Source organism: Isoptericola sp. NPDC057653, assembly GCF_042799955.1.
Lineage (GTDB): Bacteria > Actinomycetota > Actinomycetes > Actinomycetales > Cellulomonadaceae > Isoptericola.
Genome location: NZ_JBHVHP010000001.1, coordinates 2,316,379 through 2,342,645 on the forward strand (window position 1 = coordinate 2,316,379; position 26,267 = coordinate 2,342,645).

General features: G+C 75.8%; 24 protein-coding genes. 12 read left to right on the forward strand and 12 right to left on the reverse strand.

The features are described 5' to 3' along the window. The first annotated feature begins 236 nt into the window (after nucleotides 1-236). From rpsO to ACFU9A_RS10610, 5 genes are all read left to right on the forward strand, one after another. Nucleotides 237-506, forward strand: a complete 270-nt coding sequence (rpsO, locus tag ACFU9A_RS10590; RefSeq protein WP_380243829.1) for a 30S ribosomal protein S15 — start codon at nucleotides 237-239, stop codon at nucleotides 504-506. Nucleotides 507-777: 271 nt separating this feature from the next. Then, the gene (locus ACFU9A_RS10595) at nucleotides 778-3,006 is read left to right on the forward strand and encodes a polyribonucleotide nucleotidyltransferase (RefSeq protein ID WP_430575174.1); all 2,229 of its coding nucleotides are present in this window, start codon (nucleotides 778-780) and stop codon (nucleotides 3,004-3,006) included. Between the two features lie 7 nt (nucleotides 3,007-3,013). Next, the gene (locus tag ACFU9A_RS10600; protein WP_430575175.1) at nucleotides 3,014-4,342 is read left to right on the forward strand and encodes a M16 family metallopeptidase; all 1,329 of its coding nucleotides are present in this window, start codon (nucleotides 3,014-3,016) and stop codon (nucleotides 4,340-4,342) included. 68 nt (nucleotides 4,343-4,410) lie between these two features. After that, nucleotides 4,411-5,190, forward strand: a complete 780-nt coding sequence (dapB, locus tag ACFU9A_RS10605; RefSeq protein ID WP_430575176.1) for a 4-hydroxy-tetrahydrodipicolinate reductase — start codon at nucleotides 4,411-4,413, stop codon at nucleotides 5,188-5,190. Beyond that, nucleotides 5,187-5,663, forward strand: coding sequence for a hypothetical protein (locus ACFU9A_RS10610; RefSeq protein WP_430575177.1), 477 nt, complete (start codon nucleotides 5,187-5,189; stop codon nucleotides 5,661-5,663). Before dapB ends, ACFU9A_RS10610 begins: the two co-directional genes overlap by 4 nt. Here ACFU9A_RS10610 and ACFU9A_RS10615 read toward each other — a convergent pair. From ACFU9A_RS10615 to ACFU9A_RS10630, 4 genes are all read right to left on the reverse strand, one after another. Next, nucleotides 5,641-6,213 (reverse strand): hypothetical protein, encoded by a 573-nt coding sequence (locus ACFU9A_RS10615; RefSeq protein WP_430575178.1) that lies wholly within the window; start codon nucleotides 6,211-6,213, stop codon nucleotides 5,641-5,643. The genes ACFU9A_RS10610 and ACFU9A_RS10615 overlap by 23 nt on opposite strands. 90 nt (nucleotides 6,214-6,303) lie before the next feature. Continuing rightward, the gene (locus tag ACFU9A_RS10620; RefSeq protein ID WP_430575179.1) at nucleotides 6,304-7,536 is read right to left on the reverse strand and encodes an MFS transporter; all 1,233 of its coding nucleotides are present in this window, start codon (nucleotides 7,534-7,536) and stop codon (nucleotides 6,304-6,306) included. Between the two features lie 4 nt (nucleotides 7,537-7,540). Next, complete coding sequence (locus tag ACFU9A_RS10625; protein ID WP_430575180.1) at nucleotides 7,541-8,272, reverse strand: ABC transporter ATP-binding protein; 732 nt, start codon at nucleotides 8,270-8,272, stop codon at nucleotides 7,541-7,543. Nucleotides 8,273-8,337: 65 nt separating this feature from the next. Next, nucleotides 8,338-9,441, reverse strand: a complete 1,104-nt coding sequence (locus tag ACFU9A_RS10630) for an FtsX-like permease family protein (RefSeq protein WP_430575181.1) — start codon at nucleotides 9,439-9,441, stop codon at nucleotides 8,338-8,340. A gap of 169 nt (nucleotides 9,442-9,610) precedes the next feature. Between ACFU9A_RS10630 and ACFU9A_RS10635 the strand changes: the two genes are divergently transcribed. After that, nucleotides 9,611-10,984 (forward strand): sensor histidine kinase, encoded by a 1,374-nt coding sequence (locus tag ACFU9A_RS10635; RefSeq protein ID WP_430575182.1) that lies wholly within the window; start codon nucleotides 9,611-9,613, stop codon nucleotides 10,982-10,984. Continuing rightward, complete coding sequence (locus tag ACFU9A_RS10640; protein ID WP_430575183.1) at nucleotides 10,981-11,604, forward strand: response regulator; 624 nt, start codon at nucleotides 10,981-10,983, stop codon at nucleotides 11,602-11,604. The genes ACFU9A_RS10635 and ACFU9A_RS10640 overlap by 4 nt, the downstream gene beginning before the upstream one ends. A 16-nt stretch (nucleotides 11,605-11,620) precedes the next feature. Here ACFU9A_RS10640 and ACFU9A_RS10645 read toward each other — a convergent pair whose 3' ends face one another. Both ACFU9A_RS10645 and ACFU9A_RS10650 read right to left on the reverse strand, forming a co-directional pair. Further along, the gene (locus tag ACFU9A_RS10645; RefSeq protein WP_430575184.1) at nucleotides 11,621-13,504 is read right to left on the reverse strand and encodes a glycoside hydrolase family 3 protein; all 1,884 of its coding nucleotides are present in this window, start codon (nucleotides 13,502-13,504) and stop codon (nucleotides 11,621-11,623) included. After that, a complete protein-coding gene (locus ACFU9A_RS10650; RefSeq protein WP_430575185.1) occupies nucleotides 13,504-14,850 on the reverse strand; it encodes an MFS transporter in 1,347 nt (448 codons plus the stop codon). The genes ACFU9A_RS10645 and ACFU9A_RS10650 overlap by 1 nt, the downstream gene beginning before the upstream one ends. A gap of 176 nt (nucleotides 14,851-15,026) precedes the next feature. On the opposite strand from ACFU9A_RS10650, the gene ACFU9A_RS10655 reads away from it, so the two are divergent. Beyond that, nucleotides 15,027-15,662 (forward strand): TetR/AcrR family transcriptional regulator, encoded by a 636-nt coding sequence (locus ACFU9A_RS10655; RefSeq protein ID WP_430575186.1) that lies wholly within the window; start codon nucleotides 15,027-15,029, stop codon nucleotides 15,660-15,662. A 114-nt stretch (nucleotides 15,663-15,776) separates the two neighbouring features. Here ACFU9A_RS10655 and ACFU9A_RS10660 read toward each other — a convergent pair whose 3' ends face one another. The 5 genes from ACFU9A_RS10660 to ACFU9A_RS10680 all read right to left on the reverse strand — a co-directional run bounded on the left by ACFU9A_RS10660 (nucleotide 15,777) and on the right by ACFU9A_RS10680 (nucleotide 21,393). Beyond that, nucleotides 15,777-18,101, reverse strand: coding sequence for a glycoside hydrolase family 3 C-terminal domain-containing protein (locus ACFU9A_RS10660; protein WP_430575187.1), 2,325 nt, complete (start codon nucleotides 18,099-18,101; stop codon nucleotides 15,777-15,779). A gap of 117 nt (nucleotides 18,102-18,218) precedes the next feature. Further along, nucleotides 18,219-18,728, reverse strand: coding sequence for a GNAT family N-acetyltransferase (locus tag ACFU9A_RS10665; RefSeq protein WP_430575188.1), 510 nt, complete (start codon nucleotides 18,726-18,728; stop codon nucleotides 18,219-18,221). Nucleotides 18,729-18,804: 76 nt separating this feature from the next. Then, a complete protein-coding gene (locus ACFU9A_RS10670; RefSeq protein ID WP_430575189.1) occupies nucleotides 18,805-19,125 on the reverse strand; it encodes an AzlD domain-containing protein in 321 nt (106 codons plus the stop codon). Beyond that, nucleotides 19,122-19,832 (reverse strand): AzlC family ABC transporter permease, encoded by a 711-nt coding sequence (locus tag ACFU9A_RS10675; RefSeq protein WP_430575190.1) that lies wholly within the window; start codon nucleotides 19,830-19,832, stop codon nucleotides 19,122-19,124. Before ACFU9A_RS10675 ends, ACFU9A_RS10670 begins: the two co-directional genes overlap by 4 nt. Nucleotides 19,833-19,926: 94 nt before the next feature. Next, nucleotides 19,927-21,393 carry an NAD-dependent succinate-semialdehyde dehydrogenase gene (locus ACFU9A_RS10680; protein WP_430575191.1) on the reverse strand — a complete coding sequence of 489 codons (1,467 nt, stop codon included), beginning with the start codon at nucleotides 21,391-21,393 and terminating at the stop codon, nucleotides 19,927-19,929. A gap of 94 nt (nucleotides 21,394-21,487) precedes the next feature. Here ACFU9A_RS10680 and ACFU9A_RS10685 point away from each other — a divergent pair, with 94 nt between their 5' ends. The 4 genes from ACFU9A_RS10685 to ACFU9A_RS10700 all read left to right on the forward strand — a co-directional run bounded on the left by ACFU9A_RS10685 (nucleotide 21,488) and on the right by ACFU9A_RS10700 (nucleotide 25,579). Beyond that, nucleotides 21,488-22,015 (forward strand): AAA family ATPase, encoded by a 528-nt coding sequence (locus ACFU9A_RS10685; RefSeq protein WP_430575192.1) that lies wholly within the window; start codon nucleotides 21,488-21,490, stop codon nucleotides 22,013-22,015. A 42-nt stretch (nucleotides 22,016-22,057) separates the two neighbouring features. After that, a complete protein-coding gene (gene dapA / locus ACFU9A_RS10690) occupies nucleotides 22,058-22,996 on the forward strand; it encodes a 4-hydroxy-tetrahydrodipicolinate synthase (protein WP_430575193.1) in 939 nt (312 codons plus the stop codon). 22 nt (nucleotides 22,997-23,018) lie between these two features. Next, on the forward strand, nucleotides 23,019-24,704 hold the full coding sequence (locus tag ACFU9A_RS10695) for a ribonuclease J (RefSeq protein WP_430575194.1): 1,686 nt from the start codon (nucleotides 23,019-23,021) through the stop codon (nucleotides 24,702-24,704). A gap of 95 nt (nucleotides 24,705-24,799) precedes the next feature. After that, on the forward strand, nucleotides 24,800-25,579 hold the full coding sequence (locus ACFU9A_RS10700; RefSeq protein ID WP_430575195.1) for a DUF4328 domain-containing protein: 780 nt from the start codon (nucleotides 24,800-24,802) through the stop codon (nucleotides 25,577-25,579). Nucleotides 25,580-25,592: 13 nt separating this feature from the next. Here the strand turns inward: ACFU9A_RS10700 and ACFU9A_RS10705 are convergent, their stop codons facing one another. Beyond that, a complete protein-coding gene (locus tag ACFU9A_RS10705) occupies nucleotides 25,593-26,174 on the reverse strand; it encodes a TetR-like C-terminal domain-containing protein (protein WP_430575196.1) in 582 nt (193 codons plus the stop codon). Nucleotides 26,175-26,267: the final 93 nt, after the last annotated feature.

A 26,267-nucleotide genomic window follows, 5' to 3' on the forward strand; every position in this document is an offset into this window, starting at 1 on the left:
GCGGGGGGTTCCCCGCCCTCGTGGCGGCCCGGCGGTTCCGCCTGGTCGCGGGGCGCCGGGGGGGGCCCGCGGGCGACTGCCCGCCGCCGTTTGGGTGGGGCCCCCCGCCGCGCCGCCCGCGGGCCCCGGGGGGGCGGCGCGCTGGTAGCATGGTGGGGCCGTATGAACGGCCGCGGATCCAGAGCGCCCCGGTGAACGAGTCCCGGAGCACCGCGCAACGACACCGAAGGAGAGCCATGCCGCTCGACGCTGCCACCAAGCAGTCCATCATCACCGAGTACGCCACTCACGAGGGCGACACCGGCTCGCCCGAGGTGCAGATCGCGCTGCTCACCCAGCGCATCAACGACCTGAACGAGCACCTCAAGGAGCACAAGCACGACCACCACTCGCGTCGTGGCCTGCTCCTCCTCGTCGGCCAGCGCCGCCGCCTGCAGGGCTACCTGCAGAAGGTCGACATCGAGCGCTACCGCGCGCTGATCCAGCGCCTCGGCCTGCGCCGCTGACACCGCCCGCCAGCCCGGTCACCTCTCGCAGGGGCCGGGCTGGTCTGGTGTGATGTCCCAGACGGCGCGACCGTGACGGTTGCGCCGGAACACACAGACCGCACGATGACGGGCGATCGCCCGTCACGCCACCACCGCGCCGCCGGATTCTCGTCCGGTCCTCGGTAGTGGCCCCCCGAACCGTCCGGCCCCCGGGCCGGGTCCGGCTCCGTGGGCCTCGATCGAAGACCGCCGAGCCGTGGCGGCGCCCTCGAGATCAAGGAGGGCACCCGTGGAGGGTCCCGAGATCCAGTTCGCCGAGGCCGTCATCGACAACGGCCGCTTCGGCACCCGCACCGTCCGCTTCGAGACGGGCCGCCTCGCCCGCCAGGCCGCCGGCTCCGTCGCCGCGTACCTGGACGGCGAGACGATGCTGCTGTCGGCCACGACGGCCGGCAAGCACCCCAAGGACCAGTTCGACTTCTTCCCGCTCACGGTGGACGTCGAGGAGCGGCAGTACGCCGCCGGCAAGATCCCCGGCTCGTTCTTCCGTCGCGAGGGCCGCCCCTCGACGGAGGCGATCCTCGCCTGCCGCCTCATCGACCGCCCGCTGCGCCCGCTGTTCGTCAAGGGCCTGCGCAACGAGGTCCAGGTCGTCATCGACGTCCTGGCCATCCACCCGGACGACGCCTACGACGTGCTGGCGATCAACGCCGCGTCGGCGTCCACGCAGATCTCCGGCCTGCCGTTCTCCGGCCCGGTCGCCGGCGTGCGCGTCGCGCTGATCGACGGCCAGTGGGTCGCGTTCCCGAAGTACTCGGACCTCGAGCGCGCCGTGTTCAACATGGTCGTGGCCGGCCGCGTCGTCGGCGACGACGTCGCGATCGCGATGATCGAGGCCGAGGCGACCGACGACGCCTGGAAGCTCATCAAGAACGAGGGCGTCGCCGCGCCGACCGAGGAGGTCGTCGCCCAGGGCATCGAGGCGTCCAAGCCGTTCCTCAAGGCCCTGTGCGAGGCCCAGGCCTCGCTCGCCGCCCAGGCGGCCAAGGAGGTCAAGGACTACCCGGTCTTCCTCGACTACCAGGACGACGCGTTCGCCGCCGTCGAGGCCGAGGTCTCCCCGGCGCTGCGCGACGCGCTCGCGATCGCGGACAAGCAGGACCGCGAGAACCGCCTCGACGAGCTCAAGGAGGGCCTGCTCAGCGCCCTCTCCGAGCGCTTCGAGGGTCGCGAGAAGGAGCTGTCGGCCGCGTACCGCGCGCTGCAGAAGAAGCTCATCCGCCAGCGCGTGCTCACCGAGGGCGTGCGCATCGACGGTCGTGGGCTCGCGGACATCCGCACCCTGTCGGCCGAGGTCGAGGTCATCCCGCGCGTGCACGGCTCCGCGCTGTTCGAGCGCGGCGAGACCCAGATCCTGGGCGTCACCACGCTGAACATGCTGCGCATGGAGCAGCAGATCGACTCGCTCGGGCCGGTCACGCGCAAGCGCTACATGCACAACTACAACTTCCCGCCGTTCTCCACGGGCGAGACGGGCCGCGTCGGCAGCCCCAAGCGCCGCGAGATCGGTCACGGCGCGCTGGCCGAGCGGGCCCTCGTGCCCGTGCTGCCGTCGCGCGAGGACTTCCCCTACGCGATCCGCCAGGTCTCCGAGGCGTTGGGCTCGAACGGCTCCACGTCGATGGGCTCCGTCTGCGCCTCGACGCTGTCGCTGCTCAACGCGGGCGTCCCGCTGAAGGCTCCGGTCGCCGGCATCGCGATGGGCCTCATCTCCGACACCGTCGACGGTGAGACCCGCTACGCCGCCCTGACCGACATCCTGGGCGCCGAGGACGCGTTCGGCGACATGGACTTCAAGGTCGCCGGCACCAGCGAGTTCGTCACGGCCATCCAGCTCGACACCAAGCTCGACGGCATCCCCGCGTCGGTCCTGGCCGGCGCGCTGACCCAGGCCCGCGACGCGCGCCTGACCATCCTCGAGGTGCTCGCCGAGGCGATCGACGTCCCGGACGAGATGTCCCCGAACGCGCCGCGCGTCATCTCCGTGAAGGTGCCGGTCGACAAGATCGGCGAGGTCATCGGGCCCAAGGGCAAGATGATCAACCAGATCCAGGAGGAGACGGGCGCGGACATCTCCATCGAGGACGACGGCACCGTCTACATCGGCGCCACCGACGGCCCCTCGGCCGAGGCCGCCCGCGCGGCGATCAACGCGATCGCCAACCCGCACGTCCCCGAGGTGGGCGAGCGCTTCGTCGGCACCGTCGTCAAGACGACGTCGTTCGGCGCGTTCATCTCGCTCTCGCCGGGCAAGGACGGTCTGCTGCACATCAGCCAGATCCGCAAGCTCGTGGGCGGCAAGCGTGTCGAGAACGTCGACGACGTGCTGTCCGTGGGCCAGAAGGTCCAGGTCGAGATCGGTGAGATCGACCCGCGCGGCAAGCTCTCGCTCGTCGCGGTCACCGAGGACGAGAAGTCCGACGAGGCCGCCGGGTCCGACGCCCCCGCGGAGGCCTGACGCTCTGATGACCTGGCACCTCCCGCTCGTCCCCGCGGGCGAGCCCGGTGCCGACCTGACCGCCGGGCAGGACGGTGCGACCATCCGTCGCACCGTCCTGCCCGGCGGTGTTCGTGTGCTCACCGAGACGATGCCGGGCCTCCGCTCGGCGACGGTGGGCGCCTGGGTCGGCGTGGGCTCGCGCGACGAGACCGACGGTCACTTCGGCTCCACCCACTTCCTCGAGCACCTGCTGTTCAAGGGCACGCCCCGCCGGTCGGCGATGGACATCGCCGAGGCGTTCGACGCCGTTGGCGGCGAGGCCAACGCCGCCACCGGCAAGGAGCACACGTGCTACTACGCGCGGGTGCTCGACGCCGACCTCCCGATGGCCGTCGACGTCATCGCCGACATGGTCACGTCGGCCCGGCTCGACGAGGGCGAGCTCGAGACCGAGCGCGGGGTGATCCTCGAAGAGCTCGCGATGAACGACGACGACCCGGGCGACGTCGTGCACGAGGAGTTCTCGGCCGCCGTGCTCGGCACGCACCCGCTCGGGCGCCCGATCGGCGGCACCCCGGACACGATCCGCGCCGTCCCGCGCGACGCCGTCTGGGAGCACTACCGCTGGCACTACCGGCCCGAGACGCTCGTGGTCTCGGCCGCGGGCGGCGTGGACCACGACGCGCTGGTGGCGCAGGTCGCCGACGCGCTCGACACCGGCGGCTGGGACCTCGCGGCCGGGGCCGCGCCGCGCGACCGCCGGGCCACCGTCGCCGACCGCGTCGGCGTCCCGGACGAGGGCGTGGAGCTGACCGTGCGGCGCCAGGTGGAGCAGGCGAACGTCATCGTCGGGTCCACCGGCCTCGCCGCGACCGACGACCGTCGCTTCACCCTCTCGGTGCTCAACGCCGTCCTGGGCGGCGGCATGTCGTCGCGCCTGTTCCAGGAGGTGCGCGAGCGCCGCGGGCTGGCCTACACGACCTACTCCTTCGCCTCCGGGCACGGCGGCCTCGGCACGTTCGGCCTGTACGCGGGCTGCTCGCCCGCCAAGGTCGACCAGGTGACCGAGCTGCTGGTCGAGGAGCTCGAGCGCATGGCGTCCGAGCCCATCACCGACGCGGAGCTGCGGCGCAGCGTCGGCCAGCTCTCCGGCGGCCTCGTCCTCGGCCTCGAGGACTCGGGGTCGCGCATGAGCCGCCTGGGCAAGGCCGAGCTGGTGTACGGCGAGCTGCTCAGCCTCGAGGAGTCGCTCGAGCGCGTGCGTGCCGTGACGGCCGAGGACGTGCGCGCCCTCGCGGCCGACCTGGCGTCGCGGCCCCGCTCGGTGGTCCGCGTGGGCCCCTTCGGCGACTGAGCGCCGCGCGGCGGCCGGCCCGACGGGCCGGCCGCCGACCCGAAGAACGAGATCGGAGACCTGATCGCATGAGCAAGACCCTCTTGGTGGCCGTGCTCGGCGCGGCGGGGCGCATGGGCGCCACCGTCTGCCGCGCCGTCGAGGAGGCCCCGGGCCTCGAGCTCGTCGCCCGACTCGACGCCGCGGACACGGTCGACGCGGCCGCGCTGGCGGGCGCGGACGTCGTCGTGGACTTCACGGTCCCCGCGGCGACCGAGGCCAACGTGCACGCCGTGCTGGACGCGGGCGCGCACGCCGTCGTCGGCACCACGGGCTGGGACGACGCGTCCCGCGGCCGCGTGTCCGACCACCTGGCGAGCGTGAACGCCGAGCGCGCCGGCGCCGGCCAGGCCGGGCTGGGCGTGCTCATCGCGCCGAACTTCGGGCTGTCCGCCGTGCTGGCGATGACCTTCGCGGCCCAGGCCGCGCGGTACTTCGAGTCGGCCGAGGTCGTCGAGCTGCACCACCCCGACAAGGTGGACGCCCCGTCCGGCACCGCGCGGCACACCGCGGCCGCGATCGCGCGTGCCCGGGCCGAGGCCGGCCTCGCGGCGATGCCCGACGCGACCGAGACGGGCCTCGAGGCGCGCGGCGCCGACGTCGACGGGGTGCGCGTGCACGCCGTGCGGCTGCGGGGCCTCGTGGCGCACGAGGAGATCCTCTTCGGCAACGTCGGCGAGCAGCTGGTGATCCGGCAGGACTCGTTCGACCGGGCGTCGTTCATGCCCGGCGTGCTGCTCGGGGTGCGCGAGGTCGTGTCCCGGCCGGGGCTGACGGTGGGCCTCGAGAACGTGCTGGACCTGTCGTGAGCGACGCGCCGCGCCGGCGGCCGCCGCGCGGGCTCGCGGGGGCGCTCGTCGTCACCGCGCTGCTCGCGCTGTACGTCTGGGCGATCGCCGGGCGCGGCGTCGCGATGGTCCGCACGGGCGAGCCCGTGCTGATCGCCATCGGGATCGCGGTGCTCGTGATCCCGCTGCTGGTCATCCTGCTCATCGCGAAGGAGTACCGGCTCGCGACGCGCGTGCAGCGGATGGCGGACGTCCTGGCCGCCGCCGGGGAGCTGCCGGTGGACGACCTGCCGCGCTCGCCCGGGGGCCGGATCGACCGGGCCGCGGCCGACGCGGCCTTCGACGAGCGGCGCGCCGTCGTCGAGCAGGACCCGCAGAGCTGGAAGGCCTGGTACCACCTGGCGTTCGCCTACGACGCGGCGGGCGACCGTCGGCGTGCGCGGGCGACGCTGCGCAAGGCGTCGTCCCTGTTCACGCCGTCCTCGGGTTCCTGATCGGAGCCGCCTCCACCGCGACCGGCTCGTCGAGCGGTCCGGCGGGGGCGTCGGGCCCCGCCAGCCGCGTCCAGCAGTAGAGGGCGTGCCGGACCCGTCCCGCGCGGTCGGCCAGCTCGCCGAGCGCCACGAGCGCGGGGGCCAGCCGGTCCGGCGGGACCGGCACGGGAAGGGCCGCGCCGGAGCGCGCGACGGCCGCGAGGCGCTCCGGCGTCGCCGCCGCGAGCGCCCGGGCGAGCTCGTCCGAGACGGTCACCACCCACGGGCCCTCGTCCGCGCCGTCGACGACGGCGCCGTGGCGCGGGTGGGCCGTGACCTCCGCGTAGGGCTGCCCGCACAGGGCCGCGGCGATCCGGCCGAGCATGACGAACGGCTCCACGGCCGGGAGGCGCACCGTGTCGAAGAGGGGCCGCCCCGACCCGCGCGCCACGACCGACGGGCCCACCTCCTGGTGCACCACCGTCGCGGCGACCGCGTCGGTGGGCGCCGCGAAGTAGTCCGTGACGATCGGTACCCGGAGGCCCCTTCGCGCAGCGCCGGCGTGATCCATGCGAGCACGGTGGCACCGCGGTGCTACGGGCGCGTCACGGCGTCGTGACGGTCCGGCTACGGGTCGGGCGCGGTGCCTGCCGGGGTCGGGCTACGAGGCCTGCCGGGGGAAGGCCTGGCGCGCCACGAGCACCGCGACGAGCGCGACGGCGACGATGGCGGCGCCGGCGAGCGCGAGGGTGCGGGGGCCGGGCCCGGCGACGATCGCGGCGCCCACGGCCGCGCCGAGGCCGATCCCGAAGTTGGAGGTCGCGTTGACGAAGGCGCCCGCGACGTCGGGCGTCGCCCCCTGGGTCCGCAGGGCGGCCGCCTGGAAGGTCGCAGGGATCGCGCCGAACGCGGCGAGCCAGACGCCCGCCGCGACGAGCACGCCCACGGCGCCCGGGAGCGCGAGCGCCACGCCGACGAGCGCGACGGCGATCGTGGCCATCGCGACGATCGTCAGGGCGCGAGGGCTGCGGTCGAGGTAGCGGGCGGCGCCCCACAGGCCGACGAGGCCGAGCGCCCCGAACACGAGCAGCGCGGGGCCGACGGCGGGCTCCGACAGGCCGGCGGCCAGCAGGATCACCGAGATGTAGGTGTAGACCGTGTACTGGCCGCCGAAGAGCACGGTGTTGGTGCCGACGACGAGCCCCAGCCGGGCGCGCCCGCGGCGGGCGGCCTCGGCGTCGCGCGGCGCGGCCGGCTCGACCGCGACGGACGGCAGGAGCCGCGCGACGAGCAGCGCGGTGACCGCGCAGACGGCGGCGAGGACCCCGAACGACCAGCGCCAGCCCACGGCGGCGCCCAGCGAGGTGGACAGCGGCACGCCCAGCACGAAACCGAGGGTGCCCCCGGCGGTGACGAGGGTGAGCGCCCGGCCCGTGTACAGGGGGCTGACGAGCCGCGCGGCGTACGCGATCGACACGGAGAAGAAGATCGCGTGCCCGAGCCCGCCGAGCACCCGCGCCCCGGCCACGACCGCGTAGGACGGCGCCACGGCGACCAGCACGTTGCTCGCCGCGTAGGTGACGAGGGTGCCGAGCAGCAGCGGCTTGCGGGCGAGCGAGCGGGTGGCGACCGTCAGCGGCACGGCGCACGCGGCGACCACGAACGCGTACACGGTGACCAGCAGCCCCGCGGTGGACTCGCTCACCCCGACGCCCCGCGCGACCTGCGGCAGCAGGCCCACCGGCAGCACCTCGGTGGTGATGGCGACGAAGTTGGCCACGCCGAGCACGGCGATCCCGGCCGCCGCGTCGCGCACGGTGCGGTGGGTCAGGGGGGCGGGCTCGCGGGCTGGTTCGCGGGCAGGGTCGGACGGGGGACCGGCGGGGTGTGGCACCGCCTCATCCTGCCACCGGCGCCCCCGCGGCGAGGGGCGCGTCCGCCGCGCCGTCGGCCACCAGGCGGCCGTCGACGAGGCGCACGACGGCGTCCACGGGGCCGAGCGTCGACTCGTCGTGCGTGACCAGCACGGTGGCGGCGCCGCACTCGCGGGCGAGGGAGGTGACCAGCTCGACGACGGCCAGCCCGCGGCCGTGGTCCAGGGCGGAGGTGGGCTCGTCCACGAGGAGCACGTCGGGCCGGGTCGCGAGGGCGCGCGCGATGGCCACGCGCTGGCGCTGGCCGCCCGACAGCGCGGCGGGTCGCCGGTGCGCCTGGTCGGCGAGGCCGACCGCGTCGAGGAGCTCGAGGGCGCGTTCGCGCAGGCTGGAGGGCCGCCGCCCGCGCAGGTGCGCGAGCAGCTCGATCTGCTCGACGGCGGTCAGCGAGGTGAGCAGCTGCGGCTGCTGGAAGACGATCCCGACGTGGTCGCGGCGCACGCGGGTGGCCTCGGCGACGCTCGTCGTGGGGGAGAGGACCGGCGCGTCCGGGCCGGTGCCGATGGTCACGGTGCCCGAGGTCGGGCGGGTGAGCCCGCCCGCCACGGCGAGCAGGCTCGACTTGCCCGAGCCGGACGGGCCGACGAGCGCGGTCGTCGTGCCCGCGGGCACGGTGAGGGAGACGTCGTCGACGGCGGTGAGCGTCGAGGCGCCGTCGGGGTAGACGAGGGTGATGCGGTCGAGGTGCAGGTCCATGGGGATCTCCAGGCAGTTCGGGGCGAGGGCTGGTCGGGGCGAGGGGTGGTCGGGGCGAGGGCGGGTCAGCGGGCGGCGAGCGCGGCGTGCGGGTCGACGCGGGTGATCCGCGCGACGGCGAGGCCGGCGCCGGCGACGCCCAGCACGACGAGCAGGGCCGCGGGCAGCACGGTCGTGGCGACCGAGACCACCACCGGCACGGCGGCGGGGAGCAGGGCGGCCGCCCCCGCGGCGAGGAGCGCGCCCAGGGTCACGCCGCCGAGGAGCACGACGACGGCCTGCCCGATCGCGTCGCGCAGCAGGTAGCGGGTGGAGGCGCCCAGGGCCTTGAGGACGGCGACGTCGCCGCTGCGCCCCACGGTCCACACGGTGAAGAACGCGCCGACGACCAGCGCCGAGATCGCCAGGAGGAACGCCTGCATGGTGGTGAGCGAGCCGTTCTCCGCCGCGAACGAGCCGACGGCGGACCGCGCGTCGCGCGGGGTGAGCACGGTGGTGCCCGTGGCGTCCGCCGCGGCGGCGAGCGCGTCGCCGTCCAGGTCGTCGCTCAGCGCGACGGCGGTCGCGACGTCACCACCGGCGGCGTCGGCACCGCGGCCGGCGGGCGCGCCCACGGCCTGCCAGTCGTCGAGGGTCGTCCAGACCACGGGGGTGTGGGCGTAGGAGGCGTCGTCGGTCACCACCTGCGCGACCTCCAGGTCCTGGCCCGCGACGACGAGGGTGTCCCCGGCCTGCGCGCCGAGGTCGTCGGCGGCGCCCGCGGAGAGCACGACCTCGCCGTCGGCGACGTCGGCGGCGTCCGGCACCAGGCCGGACCCGGGCTGCACGCCGAGCACGGTGACCGACGTGCCGCCCGTGGCGCCGTCGAGCGTCGCGCGGGTGGTCGCGATGCCGAGCGGCTCCGCGTCGGAGACCCCGTCCTGGTCGGCCCACGCGGCGACGTCGGACCCGTCCACCTGGGAGGCCGTGAAGTCGACCGCGGCACCGTCCGGCACGGACAGGGCGACGTGGTCGACGGGGAGGTCGGTGATCGCGGAGGTCGACTCCCGCGCGAGCCCCGCGGTGAGGGACGCGAGGAACGTCACGAGGAACGTCACGAGGACGACGACGACGGACACGAGGGCGAACCGGCCACGGGCGTGGCGCAGGTCGCGCAGGGCGACGAACACAGGGACCTCCGGGTGCTACGACGGGGACTTCGGCGGGTACCCCTCGAGACTCCCGCCGGAGGGCGCCGGGCGGATCCGGCCCGCGGCCGGTCCGCGGCGGCCGCGAGGCGGAGGCCCGGCTCCACCTTTCGGCCGATGCGGCGCGCCCGCGCGTGGCTACGGTGAAGCCATGCCCGCACGTCCCGCCCCCGCGCCCGGCGACGCCGCGTCTCCCGCGGACCGTCGTCCTGCCCGGACCCCGGCCGACGGGGCCGCGGCAGCACGGCAGGCGGCCGCGCACCCGGTGCTCGCCACGACGCGGGTGCTGCAGGGCGGCCTCGACGTGCTGGTCGTCGGCCTGGTGCTGCTCGCGGTCGGGCAGGTGCTCGTGGCGGGCGGCGGCCGAGGGGGGCCCGTCGTCGTCGTGCTGCTCGCGGCGGCCGTGCTCGCCGTCTACGCCCTGGGCCGCCTGCGCGTGCGCGTCGCGGACCGCCCGATCAGCGCGCCGCGCGGCGCCTGGTGGCCCGGCGGGGCCTGGATGCTCGTGCTGGGCGTGCTGTGGCTGGCGCTCGCCGCCGCGGCCCCCGGGGCCCTCTGGGTCGCGTTCCCGCTGATGCTGCTCCAGATGCACGTGCTGGGCCCGCACCGCGGCGTCGTGGCGGTCGCGCTCACGGCGCTCGCGGCGGTCGCCGCCTGGGCGTGGTGGTCCGGCGCGCTCGTCGTGGGGGCGGTGCTCGGCCCGCTGCTGGGCGGCGCGGTCGCCGTCGGCGTCGTGCTGGGGCTCGAGGCGATGGTGCGCGAGACGCAGGAGCGCCAGCGCATGCTCGCGGAGCTGCAGGCCACGCGGGCGGACCTGGCCGACGCCGAGCGCGACCGCGCCGTCGCCGCCGAGCGCGAGCGGCTCGCCCGCGAGATCCACGACACCCTCGCGCAGGGCTACTCGGCGATCGAGCTGCTCCTGCGCGCGGCCCGCGCCCGGGTGGGCAGCGACGACGACGCCGCCCGTGCCGGGCTCGACCAGGCGCGCGACGTGGCCCGGGAGAACCTCGCCGAGGCCCGGCGGTTCGTCCGCGACCTGGCCCCCGCGGACCTCGCCGGCGCGGACGGGACGGCACTGACGGCCGCGCTGCGCCGCGTCGCCGGCCGGGTCGCCGAGCGGGGCGGCCCCACCGTCAGCGTCACCGTGACCGGCACGCCCCGGCCCGTCGGCGCCCCCGTCGAGACGGCGCTGCTGCGCGTGGCCCAGTCCGCCCTGGCGAACGTCGCCCAGCACGCGGGCGCGCGGGCCGCCGCGGTGACGCTCAGCTACCTCGACGACGCCGTGGCGCTCGACGTCGTGGACGACGGCGTCGGGTTCGACCCGGACGACACGGCGCCCGACGCGCCCGCCGTGCAGGCGGGGTCCGGGGGCTACGGGCTGGTCGCGATGCGCTCGCGCGCCGCCGAGCTGGGCGGCACGCTGAGCGTCGAGTCCGCGCCCGGCCGGGGCACGGCGCTCGCGGTGGAGCTGCCGGTGGCGCCCGCCGGCGAGCCCGGCGGAGGGACGGAGGGGGAGCGGCCGTGATCGACGTCGTGCTGACCGACGACCACCCGGTCGTGCGGGCCGGGCTGCGGGCCGTGCTGGACGCGCAGCCGGACGTGCGCGTGGTCGCCGAGCTGGGCCGGGCCGAGGACCTCGTGGCGCGCGTGCGCCGCGGTGAGCCGGCGGACGTGCTGCTCCTCGACCTGCGCTTCGGCGACGGCCGGCTCGGGGGCGTGGAGGCGACGCGCCAGGTCGTGGCGCTGGGCGGGCCGCCCGTGCTCATCCTCACGACCTACGACTCGGACGCCGACATCCTCGCCGCCGTCGAGGCGGGCGCCGCCGGCTACCTGCTCAAGGACGCGCCGACCGACGAGCTCGCGGCCGCCGTCCGCGCCGCGGCGACGGGGCAGGCGGTGCTCGGACCGGCGGTGCAGCGCCGGCTGCTGGGCCGCATGCGCGCGCCCGGCGTCGCGCCCACGCTGCGCGAGATCGAGGTGCTGCGGCTCGTCGCCGACGGGCGCAGCAACGACGAGATCGCCCGCGAGCTGTTCCTCACCCGCGCCACGGTGAAGTCCCACCTGGCCCACGTGTACGACAAGCTCGGCGTCGCCTCGCGCACCGCGGCGGTCGCCGAGGCGCGCCGCCGCGGCATCCTCGCCTGACCCGCGAGGGCCTGCGTCAGACCTCGAGGCCGTGGCCGAACCGGAACAGCGGGTCGGCGGTGTCGAACGGCACGTCCTCGCGGGAGGCCTCGACGGCCGTCATGGAGCGCGGCAGGTCGAACGGCAGCCGACCCTCGGGCGGCACGGCGCCGGTGAGGGCGTCCAGCAGCGCGGGCGTCGAGGCGCCGAAGTTCGCCACCAGGGTGCCGTGCGCCCCGAGCGCGTCGAGCACGGGCGCGAGGATCGCCGGCCGGTCGAGGTACACGTCGACCACGGTCGGGACCTGCGCGGCGACCTCCGTTACGCGGGCGACGACGTCGGCGGGGAAGTCGAGCGACCCGGCGTGGAAGAAGCCCTCGAAGCCGGGGCCGCGGTCCTCGTACGGCGCCTTGAGCCGCAGCAGCGCGACGTCGGCCTCCGCGGGGGTCGCGACGAGCGTCGCGCCGTCGAGCCCGGCCACGGTGCCCAGGTCGCCCGCGCCCTCCACGAAGACGCGCAGCCCGCGGGCGAGCGGCAGCCGGGCGGTGCCGGCCGCGGCGGACGCGAGCACGGTCACCGACCGCGACTGCGCGCGCCGTCCGGCGGCGACCAGGTCCGTGTGCCCGACGACCGACGCCGCGGCCTCGGGGTCGACGAACCGTGCGTCGTCGAACAGGCCCAGCGCGAACTTCTCGCGCAGCAGGCGCGCGACGGACGCGTCGAGGCGGTCCTCGGTGACCCGCCCGGCGCGGACGAGCTCCAGCACGAGCTCGGGGCAGGCCTCGCCGCCGAGCTGGTCGGCCCCGGCGGCGAGGATCCGCTCGACGCGGTCCAGCGGCGTCAGGTGCTCGACGCCCCAGGCGCGGGCCGGGAAGGGGCGCCCCATGATCTCGGCGTCGGTGACCAGGCCCCAGTCCGTGCAGACGATGCCGTCGAAGCCGAGCTCCTCGCGCAGCAGCCGCGTGAGGACCTGCCGGTTGAAGCCGAAGCCGACCTGCTCCACGGCCTCCGGCCCGTCGCCGAGGTCGGCCTCGAGGCCCACGGGCATGCCGTAGTAGGGCATCACCTGGCGGGTGCCGGCGGCGAGCAGCTCACGGAACGGAGCCAGGTGCTCGGCGAATCGGCCCCCGGGGTACACCTGCTCGCGCCCGTACTCGAAGTGCGGGTCCTCGCCGTCGGCCTGCGGGCCGCCGCCGGGGAAGTGCTTCGTCATCGTGGACACCGAGCCGGTGCCGAACGTGCCGGGCAGCCCGGCCTCGCGGGCGACGTCGCCGGTGGCCTGGAAGCCGCGCACGTAGGCGGCCCCCATCCGGCCGGTGAGCTCCGCGTCCTCGCCGAAGGTGCCGTTCGCGCGGGCCCAGCGGGGCTCGGTCGCGAGGTCCACCTGGGGGTGCAGCGCGGTGCGGATGCCGACCGCGAGGTACTCGCGGCGGGCCGCGTCCGCGTGCTCCTCGACGAGGCGCTCGTCCCGCGTGGCGGCGAGGCCCAGGGTCTCGGGCCACTGGGAGAACGGACCCGACAGCATCGCGGTGCCGGGGTTGTCGGTGAACGCGTGCCGCGGGTCGGTGGAGACCGTCACGGGGATCCCGAGCCGGGTGGACGCGGCGAGCTCCTGGAGCCGGTTGTGCCAGAGCGCGAACTCGCGCGCCGTGGGCGGCGCCATGAGCACGTTGACGTGCGTCATGGCGCGCTTCACGACCATGTCGGTCGTGGCGGGCACGCCCATGGCGGACGGGCCCTCGGACAGCGTGCCGCCGTCGCCCACCTCGATCATGGTCTGGAAGAGCTGGCCGGCCTTCTCCTCGAGCGTCATGCGGCCGAGGAGGTCGGCGACGCGCTCGTCGACGGGTCGCGACGCGTCACGGTACGGGGCGTCGGCGGGGACGGCGGGCAGGGTCGCGGCGGACGGGTCGGCGGCCATCAGCGGGCTCCTCGGATGAACATGGTGGCCACGGCGCCGACGGCGACGATGCCCGCGGAGATGGCGAACAGGGCGGTGTAGTTGCCGCCCCCGCCGAGGGCGAGGAAGGCCGGGGCGAGGGCCGGCGCCACCGACTGCGGCAGGGCGTTGGCGATGTTGAAGACGCCCATGTTCTTGGCGGCCTCGGTCTCGGCGTTGGGCAGCACGTCGGTCACGAGCGCGAGGTCGACGGCGAAGTAGGCGCCGAGGCCGGCGCCGAACAGGGACGCGCCCACGTAGAGCACGGCCGGGTCGTGCGCGACGGCGAACACCGCCAGGCCGGAGCCGGCGAGGAGCGTGGCGACCACGACGAAGACCTTGCGGCGCCCGGTGCGGTCGGAGAGCGCGCCGCCGACGGTGGAGGCGACGACGAGGAGCACGGCCTGCACGACCATGAGGCGCAGCTGCCAGCTCAGCGCCGTGGCGCTGTCGAAGCCGAACCGGTCGGACAGGAAGTAGAGCTGGTACGTGTTGTACAGCGCGAAGCCGAACAGCATGAGGAAGCGGCCGGCGAACGCCCACGCGAAGTCGGGGTAGCGGCGCGGCGACACCCAGAAGCCCTGGAGGAACGCGCCCAGGCGGAACGCCTCGAGGTCGCCCTTCGGCAGGTGGCGGTCCTTGAGGACGGCGACGAGGGCGAGCACGCCGACCAGGGCGAGGGCGGTCGGGACCACGAAGATCCAGATCTGGTCGGCGCCGGCGGCGGTGAACCCGAAGGCGAGGCCGATGCCGACGAGCGGCGCGAGCTGCTGCACCATGCCGAGCAGGCCGGAGACGCGGGCACGCTGCTGCTCGGCGACCTGGTCCGGCAGGATTGCCTGGAGCGCGGCCTGGGTGCCGTTGAACGCCATCTGCGCGATCGCCCAGCCGAGCACGACGACCCCGATCGTGGGGGCGGCGGCGATGAGCAGGAGGCCGACGCTGCCGAGCAGCACGCCCCACAGGAGCCACGGGCGGCGCATGCCGAGCCGCGACGTCGTGCGATCGGACAGCGCGCCGGCGAGCGGGTTCGCGACGAAGGCGAAGAACGCGCCGACGCCGGTGACGAGGGCGAGGTTGCCCGCGCGGTCGCCGGGGGTCGACAGGGCGTCCACCTTGAGCGCCAGCGTGCTGATGACCGGCGTGAGGAGCGCGATGTACAGCGTGAAGTAGGCGAGGACGTAGGCGACCACGACCCCCTTGCCGGCGACACGGCCGTCGCGAGCCGCCGGGCCGGGGGCGGCGCCGGTCGGCACCGGTGGCGCCGGCGGAAGGGTGGGGGACGCGGGGGACTGGCCGGCCGGTGCCGGGGCCTGAACGTCTGCCATGGACGACTCCTGTGTGTCTCTGCCGGGTCCGCCGTCGGGCCCGCGCCTGCGACCAATACCTACCGGATGGTCGGTGAACGGAGGCTACCGCATGGTAGGTATTGATTCCAAGAGGTTCGGCGTGACAGGGCGCGCGGGGACGGGCTCCGGGGAGGCGGCGGGGGACAATGGCGCACGTGAGCGACACGACGACGGACACGACCGGCCGCACGCGCGGGTACGCGAAGGGGCGCGCGAAGCGCGAGGAGATCCTGCAGGCGGCGATCGTCGCGTTCGGCGAGGTCGGGTACCACGGGGCGTCGCTGCGGGAGATCGCGGCCCGCGTCGGCATCTCCCACCCCGGGCTGCTGCACCACTTCCCGACCAAGGCGGCGCTGCTCGAGGCGGTGCTGGAGCACCGCGACGCGGTCGACTTCGCGGACTTCGACACGGACGTCGAGCAGGGGCGCACGATGTTCGAGGCCCTGGTGCGCCTGGTGCAGCGCAACGCGCTGCGGCGGCCGGTCGTCGAGGTCTTCACCGGGCTCGCCGCCGAGGCGACGTCGACCGACCACCCCGCCCACGCGTACTTCGCCGACCGCTACCCGGTCACGGTGGCACGCCTGCGGGCGGAGCTCGACCGGCAGGCCGAGGCGGGTCGCCTGCGCGCCGGCGTCGACCCGGGCGTGGCCGCCCGCGCGATCGTCGCGCTCATGGACGGGCTGCAGGTGCAGTGGCTGTACTCGCTCGAGCGACCGCGCGCCGAGCGGGTCGACATGGCCGGCGACCTGCGGGCCTACCTCGACCTGATCCTCGTCGACCCGGGCGTCTGACCGCCGTTCCGGACGGGCGAGCCCCTGGGGCGCCCTTGTCCCCTTCGAGCACGGGATCCGTCCCGCCGTCCGGCCGGACGGCGGGACGGATCCCGTGCTCGAAGGGGACCTCGGTCAGGCGTTGGCGGCCGCCACGAGCTGGGCCAGCGCGGCGCGGTCGAACCCGGCGAGCCCGAAGTCGGCGATGACGGCCAGCGGCATGTCCGTGGCCATGGCGAGCATCGTCGGGTCGATCGGCGAGGCCTCGAGCGCGGGCCGGATCGCGGCGGCGGCCACGGGGTGCGCCAGCGCCTCGCCGAGGGTCGACAGCTCGTGCAGCGGGAGGGTGACGTCCTCGCCGGTGACGTCGACCGCGAGCTCGGCGCGCAGGTCGCGCGACGACGCGCCGACGCCGACCCGGAACTCGCCGCCCTCGAGCACCCAGCGGCGCAGCACGGGGTGCCAGTACGACAGGTCGCGGGCGTCGAGGTCGAGCGTCACGACCCGCGACTCGGCGGGCTGCAGGAACACCTTGGCGAACGCCTTGAGCTCGCGCTCGGGGCGCTGCACCTGGGCCTGCGGGTCGCCCACGTACACCTGGACGACCTCGGCGCCCGCGACGGCGCCGGTGTTCGTCACGCGCACGGCGACGCGCACGCGCGCGCCGGCCCCGGCGCCGGTGACCTCGGCGGTCGCCTCGTCGTAGGCGAACGTCGTGTACGTCAGGCCGTGGCCGAACGGGTAGGCGACGTCGGCCTTGCGGGCGTCGTACCAGCGGTAGCCCACCAGCAGGCCCTCGCCGTAGCGGACGTGGCCGAGCTCGCCCGGGAAGTTCCCGTACGCCGGGGTGTCCTCGAGGCGCAGCGGCAGGGTCTCGGTGAGGCGGCCCGACGGCGCGACGGCGCCGGTGAGGACGTCGACGACGGCGGAGCCGCCGGCCTGCCCGCCGAGCCAGCCGGTGAGCAGCGCGGGAACGGCGTCCTGCCAGCCGGCGACGGAGATCGCCGAGCCGCCCGCCAGGACGACCACCACGCGCGGGTTCACGGCCGCGACGGCCGCCAGCAGCGCCACCTGGTCGGCGGGGAGGTCGAGGTGGTCGCGGTCGTAGCCCTCGGACTCGTAGGCGGCGGGCAGCCCGAGGAACACGAGGACCGTGCCCGCGCCGCGCGCCGTCTCGACGGCCTCGGCGACCAGGGCCTCGACCGGCCGGTCGTCGTCCGGGCCCTCGGCGAGGGTGTAGCCGGGCGCGAACGGGACGTCGGCCCCCGCGGCCTCGCGCAGGGTGGTGAGCGCGTCGTCGAGCCGGGTCGGGTTGACCTGCGAGGAGCCCGCGCCCTGGTAGCGCGGGGTGCGGGCGAGCTCGCCGACGACGGCGACGTCGGACACGCCGGCGAGCGGGAGCAGCGGGGCGCGGCCCGACGCCGTGCCGACCGGCTCGTTCTTCAGCAGCACGGTGCCCGCGGCGGCGGCCTCGCGGGCCAGCGCGTGGTGGTCCTCGACGTCGAACGACCCGGGGGCCTCGGCGGCCGGGAGCGAGCGGGCGACGAGCCGCAGCACGCGGCGGGCGCCGGCGTCCACGAGCGCCTCGTCGAGCTCGCCCGCGCGGACGGCGGCGACGACCTCGGCGTCGGTGCGACCGCCCGAGGAGGGCATCTCCAGGTCGAGGCCGGCGGCGACGCCGGCGACGCGGTCGCGCACGGCGCCCCAGTCGGACACGACGAGGCCGTCGAAGCCCCACTCGTCGCGCAGCACCGTGGTCAGCAGCCAGTCGTGCTGCGACGCGTACACGCCGTTGACCTTGTTGTAGGCGCACATCACGGTCCACGGCTGCGCCGTCGTGACGACGCGCTCGAACGCCGGCAGGTAGATCTCGCGCAGGGTGCGCTCGTCCACGTCGGCGGACACGCGCATCCGGTCCGCCTCCTGGTTGTTGGCGGCGAAGTGCTTGAGCGAGGTGCCGACGCCCTGGGACTGGATGCCCTCCACCAGCGCGGCGCCGAGGTCGCCGGCCACCACCGGGTCCTCGGAGAAGTACTCGAAGTTGCGCCCGCACAGCGGCGACCGCTTGATGTTCACGCCCGGGCCGAGCAGGACGGCGACGTCGTTCGCGCGGGTCTCGCGGCCCAGGGCCTCGCCGACGCGGCGCAGCAGGTCGACGTCCCAGCTGGACCCGAGCGCGGCGGCCGTGGGGAAGCAGGTGGCGGGAACGCTGCCGCCCAGGCCGAGGTGGTCGGCGGACTCGTCCTGCTTGCGCAGGCCGTGGGGGCCGTCGGTGACCATGACGGACGGGACGAGGGTGCTCCCGTCGCGCTCGATCGGCTGGGTGTGCCAGAAGTCGAGGCCGGACAGCAGGGACGCCTTCTCCTCGAGCGTGAGGGACGCGAGCACGTGCTCGACGTCGAAGGGCGCGCCGGGGGCGGTGGCGGGCGTGGGGGCTGGCGCGGTCTGGTCGAGGGTCACGGGGCGCTCCAAGGGTCGGCGACGGTGCAACGGGCCCACCCTAGCAAGAAACCTACCGTGCGGTAGGAAAAGGGTCGTCGCGCCGTCGCGCCCGTGCCGCGCCCGGGGGAGCGCGGGTCAGATCCCGGCGGACCAGCGCCGCTCGACGACGTCGCGCACGCCCGTCGCCAGGGTGCGGGTCATGCCGTCGGGGCCGAGCCCCGCGGAGGAGAGGAAGCGCTCGCGGGCGGAGTCGTCGTCGAGCACCCACGTGACGAGCTCCTCGGCGCCGTCGGTGCGCAGCCGGTCGACCGCCGCCGACAGCAGGCGCGAGCCGTGACCGCCGCGCTGGTGCCGCGGCTCCACCTCCAGCGCGACGAGCTGGCCGGGGCCGACGGCCGCGAAGCCCACGACCTCGGCGCCGTCGAGGGCGACGAACACCGCGAAGCCGGGCCCCGGCGGCGCGGAGATCGCCCGCGACCAGCGCTCGCGCATCGTCGCGGTGTCGAGCGCGTCGACGACGCCGTCGCCCAGCGCCGTCTCGTGCGTCGAGCGCCACGCCGACACCTGGACGCGGGTCACCGCGTCCTCGTCGCCGGGGACGGCCGGGCGGACCGAGACGTCGGCCGTCTCGCGGAAGAGTGCCATCGGGCCACCCTAGTGAGTCGGGGGCGGGGTCCGGGGCCGGTCCGGGCCGGGCCGGTCCGAGGCCGGGACCGGGGCCTCAGCCCCAGCCGAGGGCGCGCAGGCCGGCCGCCGTGGCGGCCGCGAGCACGACCACGAGGATGAACGGCGCCCGGAGCGCGAGGGCGATCGCCGCGACGGCCAGCGCGGGCACGCGGGCGTCGACGACCAGCGCCTGCCCGTCCGCGAAGGTCTGCACCACCACGAGGGAGACCAGCAGCGCCACCGTGACGAGCGTCGAGGTGCGCTGCACCCGCTCGGTGGCGAGCCAGTGCTCGGGCACGAGGTGGCCGGCGAGCTTGAGCGCGAAGCTGAGCAGGGACGCGACGAGCACGGTGACCCACAGCACGGTCGTGGTCATGCCGTCTCCTTCCGGCCGTCCGCGGGTCGCGGTCCGGCGACGACCCCGACGACGATCGCGGCGGCCGCCGCGGCGAGCACCGGCAGGCCGGCGGGCACCAGCGGGATCAGCGCGGCGGTCACGGCGACCGCGACCGCGGCGACGAGCTGGGCCTGCCGCGACGCGAGCCGCGGCCAGACGAGGGCGAGGAACGCGGCGCCGGCCGCGGCGTCCAGGCCCCAGGCGCGGGGGTCGCCGAGCGCGTCGCCGGCGAGCGCGCCCAGCAGGGTGAACGCGTTCCACAGGACGAAGACGCCGACGCCCGTGACCCAGAACCCGGCGCGCGTCGCGGCCCGCTCCCGCTGCCCGACGGCCACCGCGGTCGACTCGTCGATCGTGAGCTGCGCGGCGGCGAGGCGCCGCCAGCCGTGCGCCCCGAGCAGGGGCGCGACGACGGCGCCGTAGAGGGTGTTGCGGACGCCGAGCAGCGTCGAGGTGGCGATCGCGGCGACGGGGGAGCCGCCCGCGGCGACCACGCCGATCAGGGCGAACTGCGAGCCGCCGGAGAAGAGCAGGAGGCTGAGCGCCATCGTCTGCGGCACGCTCACGCCCGCCACGACGGAGAGCGCCCCGAAGGAGATCCCGTACAGGCCGGTGGCCAGGGCGACCGACGCCCCCTGGCGGACGGCGGCCCGCACCGCCGGGTCTCGTCGAGGGGCACCAGTCACGCCGGTAGTGGACCACGGGTCCCCGCACCGCGGGAAACCGTCCCGGTGCGCGGCCGGCCGCGTCCGCGACGCAGGGGTCGGCGCGCGACGACGCTCAGAGCGCCACGTACACGGTCTCCAGGTACTCCTCGAGGCCCGCCTCGCCGCCCTCGCGACCGAGGCCGGACTGCTTCACGCCGCCGAACGGCGCGCTCGCGTCCGAGACCATGCCCCGGTTGATGCCGATCATGCCCGCGTCCAGCTCCGCCCCGACGCGCAGCGCCCGGTCGAGGGACGAGGTGTAGGCGTAGGCCGCGAGCCCGTACTCCGTGTCGTTGGCGAGGGCGAACGCCTCGTCGTCGTCGGCGAACCCGACCACGGGCGCCACCGGGCCGAAGATCTCCTCGCGCACGGCGCGGGCGTCCGCGTCGACGCCCGCCAGCACCGTGGGCTCGAAGAACGTGCCGGGGCCGTCGGGGCGGCCTCCGCCGGTGAGCACCTGGGCGCCGCGGCTCGTGGCGTCGTCGACGAGCTCGGTGACCTTGGTGACGGCCTTCGCGTCGATGAGCGGGCCGACGTCCACGCGGTCGGCGTCGCCCCGGCCCACCCGGAGCCCGGAGAACCGGTCGGCGAGCCGCTGCGCGAACTCTCGGGCCACGGAGTCGTGCACCAGGAAGCGGTTGGCCGCGACGCACGACTGCCCGGCGTTGCGGAGCTTGGCCACGGTCGCGCCGTCGACGGCCGCGTCGAGGTCCGCGTCCGCGAAGACGACGAACGGGGCGTTGCCGCCCAGCTCCATCGACGTGCGCAGCACCTGGTCCGCCGCCTGCCGCAGGAGCGTGCGCCCGACGGCCGTGGAGCCGGTGAAGGAGAGCTTGCGCAGCCGGTCGTCGCCGAGGAGCGGGGCGACCAGGTCGCCGGAGGTCGCCGTCGGGACGACGTTCAGCACGCCGCGGGGCAGGCCCCGGTCGGCGAGCTCGGACCGGACCACCTCGGCCACCAGCATCGTGGTGAGGGGTGTCTGGTGGGCGGGCTTGACCACGACGGTGCAGCCGGCGGCGAGCGCCGGGCCGATCTTGCGGGTCGCCATCGCGATGGGGAAGTTCCAGGGTGTGATCAGCAGCGCCGGCCCGACGGGGCGCCGGTGCACGAGCTGGCGGTTCGCGCCGGCGGGCGCGGTGCGGACCAGCCCGTCGGCCCGGACCGCCTGCTCGGCGTACCACCGCAGGAAGTCCGCGCCGTACGTCACCTCGGCCCGCGCCTCGGCGAGCGGCTTACCGCACTCGGCGGTGATGAGGGAGGCGAAGGCGTCGGCGCGCGCCACGATCCGCTCGTAGACCGCGCGCAGCAGCTCGGACCGCTCGCGCGGCGCCACCGCGCGCCAGGCGGCCGCCGCGTCGGCGGCGGAGGCGAGCGCCCGGAGGCCGTCCTCGGGGGAGGCGTCCGCGACGTCGAACAGGACCTCTCCCGTGGCCGGGTCGGTCACCTCGAACGTCCGCCCGCCGGAGGCCGCGGTCCACTGCCCGTCGACGAGCATGCCGGTCGGCAGGTGGGCCACGAGCGCGGGGGAGAGCGAGCTCATGCCCCGAGTATGCACAGGCGCCCGTCCGCTCGACACGGGGAACGGCAGACCTCGCCCGCGGCCGGTTCCCGGCGACGTTCCCTACGATCGACGGGTGGGCGACGGGCGGAGCGGGGACGGGGTGACGCTGCTGCTGCTCAACGGGCTGCCCGGCGTCGGGAAGTCGAGCGTCGCGGCGGCGCTCGCGGCGGTCCGGCCGGGCACGCTCGTGCTCGACGTGGACGTCGTGCGCGCCCTCGTCTCGGGGGACCCGGCGGGCACCGCGGAGCCGGCACGCCGGCTCGCCCTCGACATGGCGCGCTCGTACCTGCGCGCCGGCGGGGACGTGGTGGTGCCGCAGCTCGTGGCGCGGCCGGACCAGGTGGCCCGGTTCGCCCGGGCCGCCACGGACGGCGGCGCGCGGTTCGCGCACGCGCTCCTGGAAGCGGACCCCGCGACCCTCGCGCGCCGCGTGGCCGACGACGACGCCGCACACCGCCGCGGGCTGGACGCGGACGCGGTGGCCGCCTACGCGGCCGGCCTGCGGCAGGTGGCGCGGCTCCCCGGCGTGGTCCGCGTCGACGCCGGGACGGGCGACGCGGACGCCGTCGCCGGCCGGGTGCGGGCCCTGCTCGAGGGCTGAACCGGTCCGTCCCCGCCGGTCGCGCCCGGTACGGTTGACCTCATGACGCTCGCCCCCACCGCCGCGCGCCCCTTCGGCGCCGTCCTCACCGCGATGGCCACGCCCATGACCCCCACGGGCGACCTCGACCTCGACGGTGCGGTGCGACTGGCGAAGCGCCTGGTGGACGACGGCAACGACGGGCTCGTGCTGTCCGGCACGACCGGCGAGTCGCCCGCCACGCACGCCCCGGAGAAGGCGGAGCTCGTCGCCGCCGTCGTGGCCGCCGTGGGCGACCGCGCGTTCGTCCTGGCCGGCGCGGGCTCCAACGACACCGTGCACGCCGTCCGCATGGCCGAGCAGGCCGCGGAGGCCGGCGCGCACGGACTGCTCGTCGTCTCGCCGTACTACTCGCGCCCCAGCCAGGAGGGCCTGTACCGGCACTTCGCCACCGTGGCGGACGCGACCGAGCTGCCCGTCATGCTCTACGACGTCCCCGGCCGCACGTGCGTCCGGATCTCGGCGGCGACCTACGAGCGCGTCGCGCGGCACCCGCAGGTCGTCGCCACCAAGGACGCGACCGGCGACGTGGCCTCGGCCGCGCGGCTGGCGGCCGGGACCGGCCTCGCCTGGTACTCGGGCGACGACAGCCTGCTGCTGCCCTTCCTGTCGATGGGCGGCGCCGGCATCGTCTCCGTCTCCGCGCACGTCGTGGCGGGCGCGTTCGCCGAGGTCGTGCGCCGCTGGGACGCGGGGGACACCGCCGGCGCCCTCGCCGCCTTCCTGCCCACCCTGCCCGTGATCGAGGCGCTGAACGGCGCCGGGGCGCAGGCCGTGATGGTCAAGGCCGCGCTCGAGGCGCTCGGCGTCCTCGACAACCGTGAGCTGCGGCTCCCCAACGTGGCCGCCTCCGAGGACGACGTCGCGCTCGTGCGCGACGCCCTCGTGACGGCGGGCTACCTCGACGACGGCGTCCGTGCGGGCGCCACCACACTTCCGTAAGACCGACTGGCCAGGAGGCCCCGTGAGCCACCCTCACCCCGAACTTCCCCTGCCCCCCGCCCTCCCGTCGAAGGGGCTGCGCATCGTGGCCCTCGGCGGCCTGGGCGAGGTGGGCCGCAACATGGCCGTCCTCGAGTACGAGGGACGGCTGCTGATCATCGACTGCGGCGTCCTCTTCCCCGAGGACCACCAGCCCGGCGTGGACCTGATCCTGCCGGACTTCGACTACATCAAGGACCGTCTCGACGACATCGAGGCGATCGTCCTCACGCACGGGCACGAGGACCACATCGGTGCCGTGCCGTACCTGCTGCGGCTGCGCCGGGACATCCCGCTGGTCGGCTCGCGCCTCACGCTCGCGTTCGTCGAGGCGAAGCTCAAGGAGCACCGCATCAAGCCGGTGCTGCGCGTGGTGGCGGAGGACCAGACGGAGCGGTTCGGCCCCTTCGACTGCGAGTTCGTCGCGGTCAACCACTCCATCCCGGACGCGCTCGCCGTCGCCGTGACGACCGGTGCCGGCACCGTGCTGCACACCGGCGACTTCAAGATGGACCAGCTGCCGCTCGACGGCCGCATCACCGACCTGCGCGCCTTCGCGCGGCTGGGCGAGAAGGGCGTCGACCTGTTCATGGTCGACTCCACCAACGCCGAGGTGCCCGGGTTCGTCACCAACGAGGTCGAGATCGGGCCGGCGCTGGACGCCGCCTTCGCGCAGGCGGAGAAGCGCATCGTCGTCGCGTCGTTCTCCTCCCACGTGCACCGCGTGCAGCAGGTGCTCAACGCCGCGCACGCGCACGGCCGCAAGGTCGCGCTCGTGGGCCGCTCGATGGTGCGCAACATGGGCATCGCCGCCGAGCTGGGCTACCTCGACGTCCCGCCGGGCGTCCTCATCGAGCTGAAGCAGGCCGCCAGCCTGCCCGACGACCGCATCGTCTACATGTCCACCGGGTCGCAGGGCGAGCCGATGGCCGCCCTGAGCCGGATGGCCAACGGCGACCACAAGGTGCAGGTGGGCCACGGCGACACCGTGATCCTGGCCTCGTCCCTCATCCCGGGCAACGAGAACTCCGTGTTCCGGGTCATCAACGGGCTCACCCGCCTCGGCGCGCGCGTCGTGCACTCCGGCAACGCCAAGGTGCACGTCTCCGGGCACGCGAGCGCCGGCGAGCTCCTGTACTGCTACAACGTGCTCAAGCCGCGCAACGTCATGCCGGTGCACGGCGAGGTGCGCCACCTGGTGGCCAACGGGGCCCTCGCGGTCCGCACCGGCGTGCCCGCGGACCGTGTCGTCCTCGCCGAGGACGGCGTCGTCGTCGACCTCGTGGACGGCAAGGCCTCCGTGGTCGGCGCCGTGCCCTGCGGCTACGTCTTCGTGGACGGCTCGACCGTCGGCGCGGTCACGGAGAACGAGCTCAAGGACCGCCGCACGCTGTCCGAGGAGGGCTTCGTCTCGGTCTTCGCGGTGGTCGACACCGCCACGGGCAAGGTGCTCGCGGGCCCGCAGATCCTGGCGCGCGGCATGGCCGAGGACGCGGCGGTCTTCGAGGAGGTCCAGCCCGACGTCGTCGCGGCCCTCGAGAAGGCGATCGCCGGTGGGGCCACCGACACCTACCAGCTGCAGCAGGTGATGCGACGCGTCATCGGCCAGTGGGTGAACCGGCGCCTGCGCCGCCGCCCGATGATCGTCCCGGTGGTCGTCGAGGCCTGAGGCCGGTCGACCGCACCGCCCTCGGGCGGGACCGGAGGCGGCGGGGCCGCGCCACTATGCTGGCGCGGCCCCGCCGCCTTTCCTGGAGGTCTCCGATGACGCAGCCCGACCCGTTCGCCCCGCCGTCCGGCGCGGTCCCGCCCGCCTCCGCGCCCGTCGTGCCGCCGCCGCAGCCGCGGTACGGCGCCTACGCCCCGGCCGGGAGTCCCGGCGCCCCGCCGGCCGAGACCGTGCCGGGGCCCCGGGGGCCGGCCGGCTGGGTCCCGGCGCCCGCCGTCCCGACCGGGCTCGCGACGGCGACGGTCGTGATGGCCGTGGCCTGGACGGCGATGCAGGTGGTCCTCCTGGCGACGTCGTTCGCCGCGGTCGAGCCGTACCAGCGGGCCCTCGCGTCGGGGACGTCCGCCGTGTCGGTCTGGACGGCGTACGACGGCCTGGGGTCGGTCGCGATCCCCGTGCAGGTGGCCACGTTCGTCGTCGCGTGCCTGTGGCTCCAGCAGTCCCGCGCCGCGGCGACGGCCCTGTCGCCCGGGGCGCGCCAGGTCCGCGGCCCGGTGTGGGTCTGGCTCGGCTGGGTGGTGCCGGTGGTGTCCCTGTGGTTCCCGTTCCAGGTGGTGCGCGACGTGCGCGCCGCGGCGGTCGGGCGTCGGCCGTCCGCGGGGTTCGGCTGGTGGTGGGCGTGCTGGCTCGTCGGCCTGTGGGCGTCGAACCAGGCCGCGTTCGCGGGGTCGGGCCTCGGGACCCGGGACCCGGGGACCATCCCCGTGTTCGAGGGGATCGCCGCGGTGGCGACGGTGGCCGGCGCGATCCTGTGGGTCGGCATGGTCCGCGAGATCACCCGGGGCCTGCAGGCCCGTACCGCGCCGGGGGCCTGACCCGCGGCGGACCTCAGCGGGCGAGCAGCGCGGGCCCGACGGCGCCGGCGGCGGCGTCGTAGCGCGCGGCGCGCGCGCCCTCGTCCCCGGGCAGCAGCCCGGACAGCTCGAGCGACACGAGCCCGTGGACCAGGCCCCAGAGGCCGACGGCCACGGGCTCGACGTCGTCCGGGGGAGCGGCGAGGACGCGCGCGACGGCGTCGCGCAGCACCCGGAACGTGGGCTGCTCGGTGGCGGCCGGGGCGCCGGCGCCGGGCCGGACGGCGCGGTCGAACATCGTCCGGTAGAAGTGCGGGTCGGCCAGCGCGCTGCGGCGGTACGCCACCCCGAGGGCGCGCAGGTCGCCGGCCGGGTCGTCCGTGCGCGGCACGTCGGCGAGGTGGGTCGCGAAGCGACGGAAGCCCTCGGCGCTGACGGCGGCGAGGAGGTCCTCGCGGGAGCCGAAGAGGGCGTAGACGGCGGAGGCGCTGGTCCCCGCCGCAGCGGCCACCGCCCGGACCGTCACCGCCGGCTCGCCGCCGGTGGACAGCGCCTCGGACGTGACCTCGAGCAGGCGGGTGCGCAGGGCGTCGTCGTGGAGGCGCGGGCGGGGCATGCCGCGAGCGTAGACCCCTTGACGACAGTTTGCGAACGTTGTTTTATAACAGTGTTCGTAAACGTCTCCCGTCTCCCGACCCCTGGAGGTCTC